The sequence below is a fragment of the Hymenobacter volaticus genome, from assembly GCF_022921055.1.
Lineage (GTDB): Bacteria > Bacteroidota > Bacteroidia > Cytophagales > Hymenobacteraceae > Hymenobacter > Hymenobacter volaticus.
The window spans coordinates 3,662,940-3,680,205 of record NZ_CP095061.1; the positions used below are offsets into that span (position 1 = coordinate 3,662,940).

The following is a 17,266-nucleotide window of genomic DNA, read 5'->3' on the forward strand; positions in this document are numbered from 1 at the left end:
TATTCACTAGGCTATATACCTCCTCTCCTATTCCTCGCGAATAAGTAGCTCTAAAGCCTCCCCTCCCCACGTTTCAACTGTTTTCCATGCTTACTCGCCTGATACCTTGCAGCCAGGAACCGCTTCCCGTGATAGGGTTGGGCACTTGGCAGACGTTCGATGTCCGTGACACTTCCGCCTATCCGCAGTTGCAGCAAACTTTAGCGACGCTGCGTGCGGCCGGTGGCAGCGTGATTGACTCTTCGCCAATGTATGGCCGGGCCGAGGAAGTGATTGGCGACCTAACCAGCCAGACAGAAGACTCTTCTTCCTTCTTCTACGCCACCAAAGTCTGGACCCAAGGCCGCGAGGCGGGTATCCAACAGATGGAAAATTCGTTGCGCAAACTACGCCGCCCGGCCGTTGACTTGATGCAGATTCACAACCTAGTGGACTGGAAAACGCACTTGCGTACCCTGCGGGACTGGCAGGCTGCGGGCAAGGTCCGGTACGTAGGCATCACGCACTACACCGACGCCAAACACGACGAATTGGCCCGCATCCTGACTACAGAAACCATCGACTTTGTGCAATTCAACTACTCCATTCTCGACCGCAACGCTGAAAAGCGGCTGCTCCCCATAGCCGCAGAGCGCGGAGTAGCCACACTCATCAACCGGCCTTTCACGGAAGGCAACTTGCTGGCGCGGGTGCAGGGCAAAGCACTGCCGGGTTGGGCTCCGGAGTTGGGAATTAACAGTTGGGCGGAGTTTCTACTCAAGTTCATCGTGGCGCACCCCGCCGTTACGTGCGTGATACCCGGCACCCGCAACCCCAACCATCTGGCCGACAACCTCCTGGCGGGCGCAGGCGAATTACCGGACGAAGCCACGCGGGAAAAGATGGCAGCTTACATACGGGCGCTATAGGCTTGGCACCCATCTAGGTGATGTAGAATAGCAGTGGTTTGCCAGAAAGCATCCGTTATTGGCAACCGCGACATTGTTGAATTCGGTATCACCGCTTGCTAGTGAATGCCTTAAGCGACAACAGTAAGCAACGTACTACCCGGCAATTGTGTGAACTGTCGGGGTTTGTGCGTAACCATCAGCCGCTTAATGGGGTACTTTCTTCTAGCAAACCAAACCAGTAGCATCGGATACACCCGTTTGCTTATCAAACAATTGTACCTAGCGCTGCTTACTTGCTAGGTATGGCCTACAACTTGACACTTCCAACCCACTGCTATGAAAACCTTTGATCCTTATTCTTCTGCCTCCCGTCGGGAGTTTATGCGCACGTTGTCGTTGGGTGTTGGCGCTTCGCTCGTGGGCACTACAGCCCTGGGTGGTTCGCTGTCGTGGCTAGACGAAATCAGCTATGGGCCAGCTAGCCTAGAGGCGTTGCAGACTGGTAAGCAACTAGGGGTAGCACTCGTCGGCTTGGGCGGCTACAGCTCCGGGCAACTAGCGCCAGCCTTGCAGAAAACCAAACTCTGCAAGCTAGCCGGCATCGTGACGGGCACGCCCTCCAAAGCCACGCAGTGGAAACAGCAGTACCAGATTCCTGACCAAAACATCTACGACTACAAAACCTTCGACCGGATTGCCGACAACCCTGCCATCGACATTATATATATCGTGCTGCCGGTGGGCTTGCACGCCGAGTATGTAGAGCGTGCCGCCAAGGCTGGTAAGCATGTTATTTGCGAAAAGCCGATGGCCAACACCGCTGCCGACTGCCGCCGGATGATAACTGCCATGCAGAAATCCGGCAAGAAATTCAGCATCGGGTACCGTCTGCACTTCGAGCCGCACAACCAGGAAATGATGCGCCTAGGTCAACAGAAGGTTTTCGGTCCCATCAAGAAGCTGACGGCAGATAACGGCTTCCGGGCGGGCAGCAAAACCTGGCGGCAAGACAAAGAACTAGCGGGCGGCGGGCCGCTCATGGACATGGGCATTTACTGCGTGCAGGGCGTCATCTATACCAAAGGCGAGCTACCGGTATCCGTCACGGCTAAGTTTGGGCCCAAAACCGACCCGGTGCTATTCAATGAAGTAGAAGCAAGCATCAACTGGCAGATGCAGTTTGCCGATGGAGCCGTAGCCAACTGCCGCACCAGCTACGCCGAAAACATGAACAGCCTGCTGCGCGCCGATGCTACCAAAGGGTGGATGGAACTGCAACCCGCCTACGGCTACGGTGGCCTCGATGGCCGCACCAGCCAGGGCCCTATGAACGTCGAGAACGTGCCTCAGCAAGCCCGCCAGATGGACGACTTCGCCGATTGCATCCTCAACAACAAGCCCACCCGCGTACCCGGCGAAATGGGCCTCCGCGACATGCAAATCATCGAAGCCATCTACCGCGCCGCCGAAACCGGTCAGAAAGTCTCTACCAAAGATGTAGTAGCTGTATTCGATAAGGTGAGCAGTAAGCAGTAATAAGCAGTAATAAGCAGTAAGCCGAAACTATCCGATTGAACTTGCTAGTATTTGAAATACTAGCAAGTTCTCCTCATTAGATGAGGAGGAGCTAGAGGTGAATGCTATTCATTGGTGATTTTGCAATTGATAGAGTATCATAAAGAGCGCCGAGCTTCAGGCATAGTCTAACATTACCCACACCCGATCGTCATGCTGAGCGCAGCCGAAGCATCTCGCTAGTATGGTAAAGTCATTTACTAGCAACGATTCGAGCGAGATGCTTCGACAAGCTCAGCATGACAGACACTGGTCGTTCAATAGTTGGTCAACCATTTATAGCCCCTCCTCATCCGAGGAGGGGAACTAGATTTCTAATAGTAGAGAGGCAAAGCGGCTTCCATTTTCATACTACTGCTTGGGCGCTATCGGATACTTCTCAAACATCTCGGTAATGCCCTCGTTGATGCGGGAAGCTAGCTTCTCGGGGTCCTTGGAGAGTGTACTTGCCGCCACGCCTTGCCAAATCCGTTCGTTGCGAGTGGCGTCTACCACATCAACCGTAGCAGTACCTTCCGCATAACGCCCAACCGGCACTTCTTCACTTTGCCAACGGTAGCGGCGCTGCCCGATATAGCGCGGCGCCTCATAGATGGTCGTTTCGCGAGTCTGCACTTTTTCCTGCGTCACGACGCCAATGTTAACCAAGAGGTCGGGCGAATCGGCACGCTGGTAGCCGCGGCGTTCTAGCTCGCGGGCCACAGCACTTTTCAGTTCTTCGATGCCTGTACCAGGTCCCTGAAATGCGGCCTCATTGCGCGACGTCACGTCCATGAAGTTGTAGGTTTTATAGGCAGAGAAATTAACGCCTGGCGTTTGACTAGTCGACTCCACTCGCACCGGCGAGCAAGCAGTACATGCCAGCAGAAGCAGCAAAAAGAAGGTTTTCATAGGTTGGTGAAAGCTGAAGTGAACAGTGCTTGACGGGCGCCGAGCTATATTGAGGCCTGCAAGTTTTTGGTCTAACCGAAGCCACTAAGAGAAGCCCAACACCGGATGCGGCTGGTACGGCTCTTCTAGCCGCTTGATTTCCTGGCCCGATAGCTTCACCCCTACCGCCGCCACAGCATCTTCTAAGTGGCCGGGTTTGCTGGCGCCCACAATGGGGGCCGTAATGACGGGCTTCGACAGCATCCAAGCCAAGGCCACTTGAGCGTTGGGCAAGCCGCGTTCCTTGGCTATTTCCGTCACCCGGTCGGCCACTGTAAAGTCGTCGTCGCGGCCGTAGAGACTTTTGCCAAAGGCATCGGTTTTGGCGCGCTCCGTTTCGTTGCGCTCCTTGCTCCGTCCACCCGTAAGTAGCCCGCGCGCCAGCGGCGACCAAGGAATCACACCGATATTTTGGTCTTGGCACAGCGGTAGCATTTCGCGTTCTTCTTCGCGGTACACCAAGTTGTAATGCGGCTGCATGCTCACGAAGCGCGTCCAGTTGTGCTTATCAGCTAGGTACAGCGCCTGGGCAAATTGCCAAGCAAACATAGAAGAAGCGCCAATGTAGCGGGCCTTACCGGCCTTCACCACGTCGTGCAGGGCTTCCAGGGTCTCTTCAATAGGCGTGTTGTAGTCCCAGCGGTGAATCTGGTAGAGGTCGACGTAATCGGTACCGAGGCGCTGGAGGCTGGCATCAATGGCACTCATAATGTGCTTGCGCGAGAGGCCGCGTTGGTTAGGGCCCGGCCCCATGGGGTTGTACACTTTGGTAGCCAGCACGATTTCGTCGCGCTTGGCAAAGTCGCGCAGCGCCCGACCGACTACCTCTTCGCTGGCGCCGTTGGAGTAGACGTCGGCCGTGTCGAAGAAGTTGATTCCAAGCTCCAAGGCCTGCTGAATGAAAGGGCGGCTTTGTTCCTCGTTCAGAGCCCACGGCCAACGCTCGGTGGGTGTGCCGTAGGTCATGCAGCCCAAGCATATTTTAGATACTTTGAGGCCAGTGCCTCCCAAGCGGATATAATCCATAGTAAGTGTGGTTGAGGTGCCGCCAAGCGGCCAGAGTTGAGCGTGTTATACGCAAGACAGCCTATTAGCGCTGTGGTGGAGCTTGCCCTAGCCTGTGCTGGCGTTCCACCAATCCCTGCATCTTTGCATTCCCTTACCTTTTGCTTTCCTACATGACGCTCATCTGGACCACCAAGCCGTTCACTTCCCTCACTCTCTCCGAACTCTACGCCCTGCTCCAGTTGCGCTCCGAGGTGTTTGTGGTAGAACAGACCTGTGCCTTTCAGGACATGGACGGCCAAGACCAAGCAGCCCACCACTTACTCGGCCATACCGAAACCGGCGAGCTAGCCGCCTATTCTCGCCTTTTCGATGCTGGCATCAGTTACCCCGAAGCCAGCATTGGCCGCGTGGTGGTCAGCCCGAAGTTCCGGCGCTATGGCTTGGGCCGGGAACTGTTGCGCCAATCCATTGCGGCGGTAACAGCGCAGTTTGGGGAACAGCCCATCCAGATTGGAGCACAGCTGTACTTAAAAGAATTTTACGAAAGCTTCGGCTTTCAGCAGCACGGCGAGGGCTACCTCGAAGACAGTATTCCGCACATCCATATGGTGCGGTTATAAAGCAAATAGGCCCGGCATTGCCGGGTCTTTTATAATAAGTAAGAAGCAGAGTTTACCTATTCTAACACTTCAGAGTGGTGTAATTACGAAGGTGGTGCCTTGCTCCTGCAGGGAAATTACTGTGACTTATAATTGCGGGACTTCAATAAGCCTGTAGTGCTGCTTCCTTCTTTACTCCCCGGCGGGCTTGGCCATGGCAATGACCACTGCGCCAATTGCCATTAGGCCGGCTCCTAGCATCACCTGCCAGCTTATTTTCTCTTTCAGAAAAACGGCCGCCAACACAATAGCAAACACCAACGATACCTTATCGATGGGCGATACGCGGGAGGCATTGCCGAGGGAAAGCGCCCGAAACGACAGCAACGACGAGACGCAGGTAATTACGCCAGCAACAATCAGGAATATCCAGCTACGGCGGTCAATGGCCGTTACGTTGGGTAGGTTGCCTTGCCAAGCCACTACTCCCCAAGCTACCAGCACAATCAGCACCGATTGAATAGCAAAGGCCAAGCTCGAATCCACATTTTTGATGCCCGCCTTGGAAAGCGTAACCACTACAGCAGCCGATAAAGCGGCCAGCAAAGAAAAAACTATCCACATACGGCTTGCTTGGACACTAGTCAGTGACAACAATGGGAAAGAAGCCGAGAGCACAGCACTCCAAACAGCTACGTGCAGGTACGAGGTGCTCCGGCCAAAGTTATTGGGACGGGCATACAACCAGCTTGGTTGCTTCCCCCAACAACTTAAGAGTCAACAGAACCGCTTCTGGCCGGTAATCGTGCCACTGCTTGTACTAGAGCTGCTACTTATGTTTTTCCCACGCGGCCAATTCGGCGCGGTGTTCCCGATAGGCTAAGTTTAAAATGGCCGTATCCGGGTCGGTGCCGAGGTGAATGGTAGTGCCTTTCTCGCGAGCATACGGGTTGGTTATTTCCCCCACCTTGCGGAATTCGCGAAAGTGCGGCACCAGTTTGGCCGGCTCTCCTTCGCCTACAAGCAGCAGATACCGAAACGATTGGGTGGGCCGCGGCGGAAACCAAAACAAATAGCTACCATTATGGCTGTTAGCCACGGGTAATGCGCGGTTTCGGTTGTAGTAGTTGATGGCGCCGGCTTGGCCGTAATTGTCGCACTTGATGAGGGTGTTGGCGCGGGTCGCAGCAGGCAGCGCTTGGTAGGCTTGCCAGGTTTTGTCGGCCAATTCTTGCCAGCCCACCATGTCGGCATAGTCTTGCGGCAAAGGGTGGTTCTTGCCGTCTTCCCAGCGCAGAAGCCCCAAGCTTTCGTAGCGCGGTCCGATACGCTGCATATGTGTCGGCGAATACAGCGTGAACACGAACGGCAGAAACCAGATCAAGGGCACCGCCGGCAACATCAGTAGCGCCGGCCGGGCTACTGCCCCAAACCGCCACGACGCTAGTTGCCGCTCTAGCCACACCGACCCGAACGACAGCAGCACCGGATAATACCCCAAAGCATAATAGCCTTTGCCGCGCATCACGGTCAGAATCAGCATACCCGCCAGATAGATTATCCCGACGGCGCGGTAGGGCCGGAACGGCCGGTACAACAGCAGCGCCAGCAGCCCCGGCACCCAAATCCACACCACCGGAAAGCACATCAGAAGCTGCTCTTTCCAGAAATCGGCCGCCGACATATTCACTAACTGCGTGTCGTGGAGCAGCTCCATGTGGTGCAGAAAGGGGATGCCGTGGACTAGCTGCCATAGCAGGTTAGGGAGCCACAGCAGCAACGCCAAGGCTGCCGCGCCCCACAAATGGCGGTTCCAGAGAAGCTGGCGCTGCGGCGTCAGGAGTAGGCCGGCCAGCAAGGCGCCCGCATAAAACAAGGTGGTGTACTTGTTGAGCATACTCAGCCCGAGCATCGCGCCCAGCGCGTAGAGGTAGCGGGGTTGGCTGGTTTGCGCATGGCGCACCAATGCGTAAGAAGCAGCTGTGAAAGCCAGCACCTCAAACGAGTTAGGTTGAAACAGAAAATTGAGCCGCGCATAAGCCGCCACCATGTAGCCGATGCCCGCCAGTGACACCGCAAACCAGCCACCGCCCACGTACTGCACCAGCCGCGCCACCAGATACACTGTGAGGCTACCCCACAGAAATGGCCAGAACTTCACCCAGCCCCACCCGCCCCCAAGTGCCAACGTCACCCAGCTTTGTAGTGCCGTAAGCGGTGGTACTTCCAGGTAGCCCCAGGCCAAATGCCGGCCGTAGTTGAGGTAAAGATATTCGTCGCGGTGCAGCTCGTAGGCGCGGCTGGCCAGCAAGTAGCCCGACACGAATTTGAGTGATGCAAGCAGCAAAGGCAAGAGGCGGGACGGTTTCATGCCTTCAATATAGAGGGCAGCTGATATTGCTCCTTATCCTGTGAGAGAAGTCTACACGACCCGGCCGCACTAGCCAACCTTGTGTGTTCTTGAATAAAATCAGAAAGTGTAGCCGCTTGGCTGGCTTCTGTTCAAGCTACCTCACACCTCTGGCAGCCGAATTTTGGCTAAATACTCGTTCAGCCCGCCCGAATGCTGAAACAGGTGGATGAAGAGAATGTGGTCTTCGTCGTGGACGCGCCATTCTTCGGCGTAAAAATCACCTAGCGCATAAAGGCTCAATCTGAAGCTGTCTTCCCGCCGTTCAGCCAAAAAGTGGCCGTGCCGACGCAAGAGGTCGGCCTGCTGACCCATCGGGAGCTTTTTGAAGACTAGCAGGTTCATGAGGCGCTAAATGAAACCCGAAGATACAACCCCAAAGGATTTGCCGATACAAGTGTGCTTCGCGGAGTGGCACTCAATAGTACATTTCTTGGCTACTACCTTCGTGCCATGAAGACGATTCGCTTTCCGCACCCACTGGTTTTGTTGGTTGGGTTTATTCTGCTGGCCTGTTTGCTAAGTTATGTGTTGCCAGCCGGCGTGTTTGAGCGCCACCCCGACGCCGCCACGGGGCGCGACGTGGTCGTGGCGGGCTCCTACCACCGCGTGCCAGCCTCCCCCGTTAGTCCGCTGCAAGCCATGGTTGATATTCCGAAGGGGTTGATTGATGCGGCTTCCGTTATTTTCCTGGTGTTTCTGGCCGGCGGCGCGTTCACCGTTGTCGACCATACCGGCGCCTTGCGCCAGGGCGTCGACTGGCTGCTCGCCCGGTTTCAGGGGCGCGAGGCCCTTGTGATTCCCATTATTTCAGTGCTCTTCGCCACGATGGGCGCTCTGGAAAATATGCAAGAAGAAATTGTCCCGCTGATTCCGGTGCTGCTCGTACTGATGCGCCGTATTGGGTATCCGGCCCTTACGGCCGCGGCCGTTAGCTTGGGCTCGGCGGCCGTGGGCGCGGCGTTTAGCCCACTCAACCCGTTTCAGGTAGGCATAGCGCAGAAGCTGGCACAATTGCCGTTGCTTTCGGGAGGGGGCTTCCGTTTTGCATTTTTAGTGCTGGCCGTTGCTATCTGGATTGTGGGCACGGTGCGTTACGCCGTGCGCAACCGCCTAGCCCCCGAGGCGGATGAAAACTCTACGGAAACCACTCGCGCTGGTCATCACGGCCTCGTGTTGGCCATGCTGCTGGTCACGTTTGCTTTCTTCGCGTACGGGGTACTACAGCTCGGCTGGGACTTCGAGCAAATGGCCGCTCTGTTCTTCGCGTTGGGTATAGCCGCTGGGCTGGTGGGTGGCTTGGGCCTGACGGGCACCGCCGAGAGCTTTGTCAGTGGCTGCCGCGACATGGCGTTTTCGGCCATCCTCATCGGTTTTGCCCGCGCTATTTTCGTGGTGCTGGAGCAGGGCCAAATCGTGGATACCATCGTCAACACCCTATCGGCGCCGTTGGCTGGGCTACCCGTTGCATTGTCGGCGCTGGGGATGCTGGGGCTACACACGGCGCTGCACTTGCCGGTGCCGTCGGTGAGCGGGCAGGCGGTGCTTACCATGCCGCTGCTCGTGCCCCTCTCCGACCTGATTGGGCTTTCGCGGCAGGTTACGGTGCTGGCTTTTCAGTATGGCGCGGGTTTGTGCGAGCTAATTACGCCCACCAACGGCGCCCTGATGGCTATTGTGGCCGTGTGCGGCGTGCGGTTCGACGAGTGGTGGAAATTTGCGCTGCCCCTTTACTTGGTATTGGTGGCATTGGCAGTAGTGGCTATCGTCACGGGCATTGTAATCGGGTTATAAGCGCCGTTTGCCAGGCGTACATATTCTTGAAAACGCAGAAAGACCTGCTTGGCATTGAACCGCAACCACAGTGCTGGTTGCGGTTCAATGCCAAGCAGGTCTTTTGCTGTGTTCAGAAAACTGAGAGGGGCGCGCAGTACTATTTCAACTGTAGCTCGTCGGCCTCGAAGATGCGCTTCAGCTTGCGCTTGCGCTCCACTATCTGATAGCGGGCCGTGTGGGTAGCGTCGTCCCAATACACATCCGATATCAGGCCCACGTGAGCGGGCTGCCCGGGCTCGGGGTTAACTTCCTCCACCAAGTCGCCGAAGCTGAAGGGCGGCTTGCTGTAGAGTTCCTTGAACAGCTCACTGCTGACTTTGAACTGCTGCTCGTCGTAGCGCAGCAGAATCCAGTCTTCGGTTTCGTCGATTTTCTCGAACAGTTTGCCTACCGGTTCCAGCCACTCGAAAGTGCGGCGGTTGGCGGGGTGAATGTAACGGAAGCCATACTCGGGCGTCCAGGAATACAGGCCGTAGATGACAGGTTTGGGGCGGGGCACGGATAAAAACTGCTGGTTGGGATATAAGAACCGTTAGCGGCGGCTGCAAGTTGCGAAACCCGCCAAAAACTCGTGTTCTACGCCCCTAAAGACACAAATTCATTTTAAAGCCCAAGAATAAATCCGGGTTTATACGGACGATAAACGGTTGTTTACGCCGCAACGCCCCTCTAAAGCTCTTCGTTTAGCCTTGTAGATTTCAATGTGCTACAAGGAGTTATATGAAAAAGGAAGATATTCATCTGGGTGATTGGCAGCGAATCTTGTTCGGTGACACGCCTGGGGTTTTCTCGTGGGAAGTAGTTGTGCGCACCATTATTATTTACCTGTTCTTTTTGGTGGTGATGCGCTTGCTCAGCAAACGCATGAGCGCGCAGCTTACCATCACCGAACTGTGCGTGATGATTATGCTCGGGGGTATCGTGTCGGTGCCCATGCAAATACCAAATCGGGGCTTGCTACCCGCAATAGTTGTGTTGCTGTGCGTGCTGTTTTATCAGCGGGGCCTGAGTTGGTTGTCGCTTAAAAAGCGCAAGGTGGAGTTAGCCGTTCAAGGCGACGTAACCATCTTAGTTAAGGACGGCGTGCTGCAAATCAACCACATGCGCGACGACTCCATTTCCAACAACGAGGTATTTGCGCAGCTACGCGACCGAAAAATCAAGCAGCTTGGCGAAGTAAAGCGGTTGTATTTCGAAGGCAACGGGACCTTTAGTGTGTTCAAAGAAGATTCGCCAAGAGCTGGTTTGAGCGTGCTGCCCGTCAAAGACAAGACCTTGAACCAGACGCTCAAGCCCGTCGACAACCAGAAAGTGTGTCTCAATTGCGGCCAGCCCGCCCAAGAGCAAATTCATTCGGGCAACCAATGCCCTAACTGCGGCCACGCGCAATGGACTAACGCCGTGCAGTAAACTAAGCCAGGCGCGCCGCACAGGTTTCCAACTAGCTCTTCTGCTTGCCTTAGCCTGCTTTCGGGTCTCCCTCCCATCCGATACTTGCTTGCGCTGCGCAAACTCCGCGGTACGGCTGCGTTGCGCGCTATCTGTTCATAACCCTTCTTTTCAACACACCACCTCATGCCAGATTTCAAGCCTTTCGATTTATTACGAATGAGCCTGGGCGATGTACCCTGGAGCTTTATACTGGAGGCTGTTATTCGGGTCTCAGCTATCTATGCTATTCTGCTGCTTTCGATGCGCCTGATGGGCAAGCGGATGGGTAGCCAACTCAACCGCACCGAAATGGCCGCCATGGTGTCGTTGGCGGCTGCAGGCGGCGTCCCGCTGCTAGCCCCCGACCGGGGCATACTCGCGCCCCTTATTGCAGCCATTATTATCGTGGCTGGCCAGAATTTACTGGCGCGCGCCACGTTTCGCAGCAGCTACTTCGAGAAGATTGTGCAGGCGGATGTGAGCATCCTGGTAGAAGATGGTCGGCTCCAATATGATGCGATGAAAGAGTGTCTGCTTTCTCAGGAGCGCATCTTCGCCAAGCTGCGCGGCCAGGGCCTCGACAATTTAGGCCAGGTACAGCGCCTCTACATGGAAGCCAACGGTTCGTTCACGGTTATCGAGCAAGACGAGCCCCAACCCGGCTTGTCTTTAGCCCCTGATTGGGACCAAGACTATATTCAGCAGCAACAGCGCGTACCCAACCAATTTGCTTGCACCTTGTGCGGCAACGTGGTTCACTCTTCCCATTCGCCAACCAAGCATTGCCCCCGCTGTGACAACTCGAAATGGAGCCCGGCCGTCATGAAAACGTCGGCCAAGCAACAAGCTTCGCAGCAAGCACCAGTGCCTCAATCAATAACGCTGCAGCCTGAATCCGTGCTATCGCATTAGCAACACCAAAAGGGCCGCTAGCACGTTTTTGCTAGCGGCCCTTTTGGTGTCATTGCAATTACATTCTATTCACGTATCACACGCCGGGTGAAGGAGCCACCTAAGGCGTACTGCACTTTGAGTATGTAAACGCCCGCCGGCAGTGCAGCCACATCCAGGTTTACCTCGGCTGTCGAAACGGCTTGCCGGAGGACCAGTCTTCCTAGTGCGTCATGCAGTTCCACGTGTTTCGGTTTACTGGCTGCATCGAGGCGTAGGTGGAGTTGGTCGTGAGTTGGCACTGGCCAGGCTTCGGTGCGGGAAGCAGGTTGCACAGCGCTAACGTGCAGCACATTAGCGTCAAGCAAACGAACTAGCGAAAAATACTGCTGGTTACCTATCGAGTTAAAATCCCCACCTACCAATAAAGCCCCATTTGGTTGTACGCTCAAAGTGCTCGCAGATCCAGCAAGCAGCGCCTGATCGAGTGAGGTATCGGAACTGCCATCAGCGAATAAACGAGCTAAAGCAAGGGGCTGGGGCTGGCTACTCTTAACAATATATCCGCCTAGCAATATGCGGCCATTAGGTTGAATTAGGGCGGCAACGATATCGTTTATGCTTCCTGATAAGCTGGAGTTAAAAGTAGCGTCCAATACACCGTCCGCAGATAGTCGAGCTACCGACCGCGTTGGCTGCCCATTGAAGGTGTCGAAGGTTCCAAAAACGAGTAGGCGGCCATCGGGGTAACGGCTTAGGCCTCGGAGGCTAAAAACTTGATTATTTGGTGCGGGGGAATAGTAGCAAACGATGGGTCAAGACTGCCGCTCGGTAGTAACCGTTGCACGCTAGCAGCTACTCGGTCGTTATTGAGCAGCACAATCTTATTGTCAGATTGAACTAAGAGTGCGGCTGGAGACAGATTAGCGGGCGGCTGAAACGAATTATCAAGAGCCCCTCCCGGAAAGAGCCGCAGAAATGTCCGGGACGTATTACTACCTAGTCTCAGATTCCCACCCACCAGTATGTTGCCATCGGATTCCAGTGCTATATCGTTGACATAATTGAAATCGGTAGTAGGAGTGATTGCTAAAGCGGGCACAAATCCTGGGTCGGGAATGCCATTAGTTTGCACACGTGCCAGCGAAGGCGCAGCAATTCCACCAATTCGAGCGAACCTTCCCGCAACCAGTACTTTCTCGTCAGCTTGCAGCAATACTTTGGTGGGGTAGCCTTGCGTAATCTGGCAAGCAGTAGTGTAAGCAGCATCTACGCTGCCATCCATATTGAGCCGTGCTATACCACGGGCAGTATTGCCATTGATTTCCGTGAATGTGCCTGCTACTAAGATTTTACCATCGGACTGCTGAGCTAGGCTGCTAACCATGCCAGGAGCTTGTAGAGTTGGAACTGGAAAACTGCTATCAAGCGCCCCTGTGCTTGTAAGCTGGCCTACTCCTACTGGTAATGCTGAAGGCGGCCCAACCTGTTGTGGTCCCCCACCAAACAAAACCTGCCCGCCTGCTAGCAACTGCAACGAAACAAGCGTACCACCAGTGGTATACGCTGCGGCAGCGTTCCAAGTAGGATCAATTCCTCCATTAGTGGTTAGGCGGATGATTTGACTAGGCGGTACGATTCCTCCACCAAACAAAGCCAGGATTTTCCCATCAGGCTGCACAAACAAAGTAGATGCTCCCCATAGAAAGCTGGTCGTATACTGTATGACCCAACATTGAATGTATTATCGTAATCTCCCGCTTCTGTGAAGCGTACTACTCTTTGTGCCACGTTTGGAACTAACGAGGTACCGTTGAATGTAGCGGCCAGGATTTTCCCATCAGGCTGTATGGCTACAGTACCCACTAGGGCGTTAGAAGTGGTAGTTGGTGCAAAGTTAGTGTCGAGGGTGCCGTCGGGGTTGAAGCGAGCAAGGCCACTGCGAGGTTGCCCAGCAGCCGAGCGGAATGTACCTCCTACCACTAATTTCCCATCCCGTGGTTGTAGCGCCAGTACTGGCCCAAATGCCGTGGCACCACCTAGCCCACTAGCTGTGTTTGTTACAAATGCTTGATCTAATGTGCCATTGACATTGAGCCGTATCAGTCCCCCTACAGCCTGCCCTGCATAGGAACTGAAATTTCCTGCCACTACCACTTTACCGTCGGGCTGCACCACCAACGACGACACCCGATTGACCGAACTAGATTGCACTGCAAAACTAGGATCGACCAACCCTGAGGGTAGCAGTCGCACCAAACTAAAGTGCTGTTGACCGTTAAGGGTGGCAGGGCCCGACAGCGTCACATATACACGACCATCGCCTGCATCCGCAAGGCCCTGCGGAAACCAGCTGTAGTTGGCTATATTGACGGCAAATACAGCATCGAGCGTGCCAGCCGCTGAATATCGCAGTAGCCGTTGCGTAGTGTTAATGCCATCGGCCCGAACGATGTTAGAACCTAGTACCAGCCGTTCACCATTGTCGAGCTGCAACACCTGAGACACACTGGCAGGTTGGTAAATCTGCATGGGGCCGAAGCTTGCATCCACCTGGGTTTGAGCTTGAAGTATGCTAGTTCGCAAAAGCAAGACCAGCAGCAGGCTGAAGCGCCACACATTGTAAAGCGGCGAACAACGGGCAGTTGTAGAAAACATAGATGTTGAAAAGGATAAGTAGGAAGTATTGAAAAGCAATGAAATGTATGTCGTACTAATTGAGAGTATCCTTCTTGTAAGAAGGTGGCAAGCGTAAGTAAATTGATCCTAAAATAGAATTAGCTCCTATATTTTCAACTATTCCTTTACTGCTTCTGTTGCCCGCCCGTGCGCGAGTAGTTGGTCGCGCAGAGCTGCACCATTGTGCACGTTTGCAAAAGATATTTTCTGCTGTTGGCCGTTGCTATGATGCACCAGCACGTCGGTCGGTCCGCTTGGTTCCAGGTGGTCTACCTCTGCCCACGTGTAAGAAAATCCGCGCCTGAATGGGTGCATCCGACCACTAAACCCCTCGGCGTGCAGGTGCAGGTGGCGCCGCTCATAAATCCGGGCAATGCCGAAAGCCATGCCCACATACCAGACCGCCAACGCCGCATACAGCCAAGGCAACACATGAAATTTGTGCTCTCCAGTCCGCAAAGCCGCTTCGTGGTGACGGTGCCAGATGTGGTAGCCTTCGATGGCGAAAATACCGGCTGCTGCTAGTTCCAGCCAAGCCACTGGCTCGTGGTGATTCGGGTGCCGGCGCATATGCTGAAGTTCCCGTAGGAGCAACAGTACGTAGGCCGCGCCCACGAGTACTTCCAACCCAAGCAGCAGCGTGAATGGCTCTTGGCCGGTTATCACTCCAAACACGCCACTTAGCAGTACCAACGCCGGTACCACGTGGCTTAGTCCTTTGGCGCGCTCTATACGGGCGCGACGCTTATGGTAGAGAATAATAGGGCCAGTAGCGGACGGGTTGTTCATATGGAAAACACAGCATATTTTCTCGCTTCTGCAATTCTATTTTACCGCCTGTAAACAGCTCGGGTAGTGCCTTCTGCAACTCGCAGCGTTCTGAATCTACCTCGGCTAATGACACTTCACTTACTGTTCTGTTTGCTGCCAGCAGTATGTAAACCTGACTTCTACAGCAACCCAACAAGCAGCTGTATATAGTGCAGTACTAACGTATTATAGTGCTAAGGCAAACAAAAAGCTAACCTAAACAGTAGAAGACTCAACTGTCAACCTCAAGGTTGATTTTCTTTTACTTCCATGCTTGAATCTGCTCCTATTTCCGCACCTGTGCTGCAAACCGGCATGGGCGCTTTGCCACACACAAACGGCACTACTTTTCGCGTTTGGGCCCCCGCTGCCACGGCAGTGTCCGTAGTCGGCCCGTTCAATGACTGGGACCATACCACCCACCCGCTTGCTGCCGAGACCGACGGCTATTGGGCGGCCGACTTTCCCAACGTGGAGGTAGGTACCGAATACAAGTTCTGGCTCGATACGCCCACTGGCGAGCTAACCCGCAACGACCCCTACGCCCGCGAAGTCACGCACTCGGCCGGCAATTCTATCGTTCCCGACCACAGCTTCGATTGGGAAGACGACCACTTCGAGATGCCCGCCTGGAACGAGTTGGTGATCTATGAGTTACACGTTGGCACCTTCAATGCCCCCGATCCGGAGCAGCCTGGCACCTTCCTCGATGTAATTGAAAAGCTCGGGTATCTGCGCGATTTGGGCATCAATGCCATTGAGATTATGCCACCCACCGAGTTTCCGGGGGGGCGCTCCTGGGGCTACAATCCGTCCCATCCGTTTGCCCTCGAAACTGATTATGGCGGGCCGCAAGCCTTCAAAGAACTGGTAAAGCAGGCGCATCGCCACGGCATTGCTATAATCCTGGACGTGGTGTATAACCACTTCGGCCCCGGCGACTTGGACCTCTGGCAGTTTGATGGCTGGCAGGAAAACGACGGCGGCGGCATCTATTTCTACAACGACTGGCGCGCCGAAACGCCGTGGGCCACAACCGCCCCGACTACGGCCGCGACGCCGTGCGGGCCTACATCCGCGATAACGCCCTGATGTGGTTGGAGGATTACCGCGTCGATGGCCTGCGCTGCGACTCTATTTCCCACATCCGCAACGTCGATGGCTCTTCTGACCCCACCCGCGACCTACCCGAGGGCTGGAGCTTGATGAAGTGGATCAACGAGGAAATCCGGGAACGGATGCCTTGGAAAATCACCATTGGCGAAGACTTGCAAGGCAACGAGTACATCACCCGCAGCCCCGAAGAAGGCGGCCAAGGCTTTTCCAGCCAATGGGATGCGGCTTTCGTCAACATTGTGCGCGATGCGATAGTCACGCCCAACGACGACGACCGGGACCTGCACCGCGTAGCCGAAACCTTGACCGGCATCTACAACGGCGATGCGTTTCAGCGCGTCATCTACACCGAAAGCCACGACGAAGTAGCTAACGGCAAGAGCCGCGTGACCGAGGAAATCATGCCGGGCGATGCGCACGGCTGGTTTCCGAAGAAGCGGGCAACACTAGGCGCGGCGCTGGTATTCACCGCGCCCGGTATCCCCATGATGTTTCAGGGCCAGGAGATGCTAGCCGATGGCTACTTCTCCGACGACCTGCCCCTCGAATGGCAGCATGCCGAACAACACGCCGGCCTGGTGCACCTCTACCGCGACCTGATTGCGCTACGCCGTAACCTGGCCGGCCATACGCGCGGCCTGCTAGGCCAGCACACCGAGGTGCACCACATCAACAACGACGATAAAACGTTGGCTTTCATCCGGCGTGACCAAAGCGGCCCCGGCGACACCACCATCGTGCTGGCCAACTTTGCCAACCGCACCCATGAGGCGTACACCATTGGCCTGCCCCGCGGCGGCAACTGGCGCGTGCGGTTCAACTCCGACTGGGAAGGCTACGACGAGGAATTTGGCAATTTCGAGAGCATGGACACGCAGGCCGAAGAAGGTATTTATGATGATCAGCCGTTCCACGGTTCGTTTGGACTAGCCCCGTATTCGGTGCTGATTATCTCGCAGGAGCCCGACTAGAATTTCTTGTTTGGTGCCGCAACCTTAAACTCAGGGTTTTGTGAGGCTTCCGGATTTTTCTGGGGACCTCACGAAACCCTGCTTTTTATATCCGGTACACTGTAAAGCAACAGTAGGTAA

Annotated in this window: 18 protein-coding genes and 1 pseudogene; 8 read left to right on the forward strand and 11 right to left on the reverse strand. The window is 55.1% G+C overall.

All coding sequences use genetic code 11. The features are described 5' to 3' along the window. Positions 1-86 precede the first annotated feature (86 nt). Both MUN86_RS15890 and MUN86_RS15895 read left to right on the forward strand, forming a co-directional pair. Positions 87-908, forward strand: a complete 822-nt coding sequence (locus tag MUN86_RS15890; protein ID WP_245119048.1) for an aldo/keto reductase — start codon at positions 87-89, stop codon at positions 906-908. A gap of 318 nt (positions 909-1,226) precedes the next feature. Beyond that, positions 1,227-2,426: a Gfo/Idh/MocA family protein gene (locus tag MUN86_RS15895; RefSeq protein WP_245119049.1), complete on the forward strand. Its 1,200-nt coding sequence runs from the start codon at positions 1,227-1,229 to the stop codon at positions 2,424-2,426. Positions 2,427-2,816: 390 nt separating this feature from the next. Here MUN86_RS15895 and MUN86_RS15900 read toward each other — a convergent pair whose 3' ends face one another. Together MUN86_RS15900 and MUN86_RS15905 are read right to left on the reverse strand one after the other, a co-directional pair. Beyond that, positions 2,817-3,356: a DUF4136 domain-containing protein gene (locus tag MUN86_RS15900; protein WP_245119050.1), complete on the reverse strand. Its 540-nt coding sequence runs from the start codon at positions 3,354-3,356 to the stop codon at positions 2,817-2,819. Between the two features lie 84 nt (positions 3,357-3,440). After that, the gene (locus MUN86_RS15905; RefSeq protein WP_245119051.1) at positions 3,441-4,421 is read right to left on the reverse strand and encodes an aldo/keto reductase; all 981 of its coding nucleotides are present in this window, start codon (positions 4,419-4,421) and stop codon (positions 3,441-3,443) included. Positions 4,422-4,573: 152 nt separating this feature from the next. Here MUN86_RS15905 and MUN86_RS15910 point away from each other — a divergent pair, with 152 nt between their 5' ends. Further along, positions 4,574-5,023 carry a GNAT family N-acetyltransferase gene (locus MUN86_RS15910; RefSeq protein WP_245119052.1) on the forward strand — a complete coding sequence of 150 codons (450 nt, stop codon included), beginning with the start codon at positions 4,574-4,576 and terminating at the stop codon, positions 5,021-5,023. A gap of 171 nt (positions 5,024-5,194) precedes the next feature. On the opposite strand, the gene MUN86_RS15915 is transcribed toward MUN86_RS15910, so the two are convergent. The 3 genes from MUN86_RS15915 to MUN86_RS15925 form a co-directional block, all read right to left on the reverse strand. Then, positions 5,195-5,626 carry an EamA family transporter gene (locus MUN86_RS15915; RefSeq protein WP_245119053.1) on the reverse strand — a complete coding sequence of 144 codons (432 nt, stop codon included), beginning with the start codon at positions 5,624-5,626 and terminating at the stop codon, positions 5,195-5,197. Between the two features lie 205 nt (positions 5,627-5,831). Continuing rightward, positions 5,832-7,373 (reverse strand): glycosyltransferase family 39 protein, encoded by a 1,542-nt coding sequence (locus tag MUN86_RS15920; RefSeq protein WP_245119054.1) that lies wholly within the window; start codon positions 7,371-7,373, stop codon positions 5,832-5,834. Positions 7,374-7,514: 141 nt separating this feature from the next. Next, positions 7,515-7,757, reverse strand: coding sequence for a hypothetical protein (locus MUN86_RS15925; protein WP_245119055.1), 243 nt, complete (start codon positions 7,755-7,757; stop codon positions 7,515-7,517). A gap of 108 nt (positions 7,758-7,865) precedes the next feature. Between MUN86_RS15925 and MUN86_RS15930 the strand changes: the two genes are divergently transcribed. Next, positions 7,866-9,206: a YfcC family protein gene (locus MUN86_RS15930; protein ID WP_245119056.1), complete on the forward strand. Its 1,341-nt coding sequence runs from the start codon at positions 7,866-7,868 to the stop codon at positions 9,204-9,206. A 139-nt stretch (positions 9,207-9,345) separates the two neighbouring features. On the opposite strand, the gene MUN86_RS15935 is transcribed toward MUN86_RS15930, so the two are convergent. Beyond that, positions 9,346-9,747, reverse strand: a complete 402-nt coding sequence (locus MUN86_RS15935) for a DUF6960 family protein (RefSeq protein WP_245119057.1) — start codon at positions 9,745-9,747, stop codon at positions 9,346-9,348. Positions 9,748-9,968: 221 nt separating this feature from the next. Between MUN86_RS15935 and MUN86_RS15940 the strand changes: the two genes are divergently transcribed. Together MUN86_RS15940 and MUN86_RS15945 are read left to right on the forward strand one after the other, a co-directional pair. Beyond that, the gene (locus MUN86_RS15940) at positions 9,969-10,658 is read left to right on the forward strand and encodes a DUF421 domain-containing protein (RefSeq protein ID WP_245119058.1); all 690 of its coding nucleotides are present in this window, start codon (positions 9,969-9,971) and stop codon (positions 10,656-10,658) included. 165 nt (positions 10,659-10,823) lie between these two features. Further along, positions 10,824-11,591, forward strand: coding sequence for a DUF421 domain-containing protein (locus MUN86_RS15945; protein WP_245119059.1), 768 nt, complete (start codon positions 10,824-10,826; stop codon positions 11,589-11,591). A gap of 65 nt (positions 11,592-11,656) precedes the next feature. Here the strand turns inward: MUN86_RS15945 and MUN86_RS15950 are convergent, their stop codons facing one another. From MUN86_RS15950 to MUN86_RS15965, 5 genes and pseudogenes are all read right to left on the reverse strand, one after another. Continuing rightward, positions 11,657-12,022 carry a T9SS type A sorting domain-containing protein gene (locus MUN86_RS15950; protein ID WP_245119060.1) on the reverse strand — a complete coding sequence of 122 codons (366 nt, stop codon included), beginning with the start codon at positions 12,020-12,022 and terminating at the stop codon, positions 11,657-11,659. Positions 12,023-12,070: 48 nt separating this feature from the next. Then, a pseudogene (locus tag MUN86_RS32425) lies at positions 12,071-12,382 on the reverse strand (delta-60 repeat domain-containing protein); the annotation flags it as partial. Next, the gene (locus MUN86_RS15955; protein ID WP_245119061.1) at positions 12,325-13,251 is read right to left on the reverse strand and encodes a hypothetical protein; all 927 of its coding nucleotides are present in this window, start codon (positions 13,249-13,251) and stop codon (positions 12,325-12,327) included. The pseudogene MUN86_RS32425 and the gene MUN86_RS15955, both read right to left, overlap by 58 nt. After that, positions 13,179-14,228, reverse strand: a complete 1,050-nt coding sequence (locus MUN86_RS15960) for a delta-60 repeat domain-containing protein (protein ID WP_245119062.1) — start codon at positions 14,226-14,228, stop codon at positions 13,179-13,181. The genes MUN86_RS15955 and MUN86_RS15960 overlap by 73 nt, the downstream gene beginning before the upstream one ends. 138 nt (positions 14,229-14,366) lie before the next feature. After that, positions 14,367-15,038 (reverse strand): hypothetical protein, encoded by a 672-nt coding sequence (locus MUN86_RS15965; protein WP_245119063.1) that lies wholly within the window; start codon positions 15,036-15,038, stop codon positions 14,367-14,369. A 291-nt stretch (positions 15,039-15,329) separates the two neighbouring features. On the opposite strand from MUN86_RS15965, the gene MUN86_RS15970 reads away from it, so the two are divergent. Together MUN86_RS15970 and MUN86_RS15975 are read left to right on the forward strand one after the other, a co-directional pair. Then, complete coding sequence (locus tag MUN86_RS15970; protein WP_245119064.1) at positions 15,330-16,151, forward strand: alpha-amylase family glycosyl hydrolase; 822 nt, start codon at positions 15,330-15,332, stop codon at positions 16,149-16,151. Next, complete coding sequence (locus MUN86_RS15975; protein ID WP_245119065.1) at positions 16,085-17,146, forward strand: alpha amylase C-terminal domain-containing protein; 1,062 nt, start codon at positions 16,085-16,087, stop codon at positions 17,144-17,146. The genes MUN86_RS15970 and MUN86_RS15975 overlap by 67 nt, the downstream gene beginning before the upstream one ends. The last annotated feature ends 120 nt before the right edge of the window (positions 17,147-17,266 follow it).

What these genes read in the sequence shown, in the direction of transcription:
- MUN86_RS15905 (WP_245119051.1), bottom strand. Translation starts at nt 4,421, where the DNA reads ATGGATTATATCCGCTTGGGAGGCACTGGCCTCAAAGTATCTAAAATA.
- MUN86_RS15925 (WP_245119055.1), bottom strand. Translation starts at nt 7,757, where the DNA reads ATGAACCTGCTAGTCTTCAAAAAGCTCCCGATGGGTCAGCAGGCCGAC.
- MUN86_RS15930 (WP_245119056.1), top strand. Translation starts at nt 7,866, where the DNA reads ATGAAGACGATTCGCTTTCCGCACCCACTGGTTTTGTTGGTTGGGTTT.
- MUN86_RS15960 (WP_245119062.1), bottom strand. Translation starts at nt 14,228, where the DNA reads ATGTTTTCTACAACTGCCCGTTGTTCGCCGCTTTACAATGTGTGGCGC.
- MUN86_RS15920 (WP_245119054.1), bottom strand. Translation starts at nt 7,373, where the DNA reads ATGAAACCGTCCCGCCTCTTGCCTTTGCTGCTTGCATCACTCAAATTC.
- MUN86_RS15890 (WP_245119048.1), top strand. Translation starts at nt 87, where the DNA reads ATGCTTACTCGCCTGATACCTTGCAGCCAGGAACCGCTTCCCGTGATA.
- MUN86_RS15910 (WP_245119052.1), top strand. Translation starts at nt 4,574, where the DNA reads ATGACGCTCATCTGGACCACCAAGCCGTTCACTTCCCTCACTCTCTCC.
- MUN86_RS15940 (WP_245119058.1), top strand. Translation starts at nt 9,969, where the DNA reads ATGAAAAAGGAAGATATTCATCTGGGTGATTGGCAGCGAATCTTGTTC.
- MUN86_RS15970 (WP_245119064.1), top strand. Translation starts at nt 15,330, where the DNA reads ATGCTTGAATCTGCTCCTATTTCCGCACCTGTGCTGCAAACCGGCATG.
- MUN86_RS15915 (WP_245119053.1), bottom strand. Translation starts at nt 5,626, where the DNA reads ATGTGGATAGTTTTTTCTTTGCTGGCCGCTTTATCGGCTGCTGTAGTG.
- MUN86_RS15965 (WP_245119063.1), bottom strand. Translation starts at nt 15,038, where the DNA reads ATGAACAACCCGTCCGCTACTGGCCCTATTATTCTCTACCATAAGCGT.
- MUN86_RS15900 (WP_245119050.1), bottom strand. Translation starts at nt 3,356, where the DNA reads ATGAAAACCTTCTTTTTGCTGCTTCTGCTGGCATGTACTGCTTGCTCG.
- MUN86_RS15945 (WP_245119059.1), top strand. Translation starts at nt 10,824, where the DNA reads ATGCCAGATTTCAAGCCTTTCGATTTATTACGAATGAGCCTGGGCGAT.
- MUN86_RS15895 (WP_245119049.1), top strand. Translation starts at nt 1,227, where the DNA reads ATGAAAACCTTTGATCCTTATTCTTCTGCCTCCCGTCGGGAGTTTATG.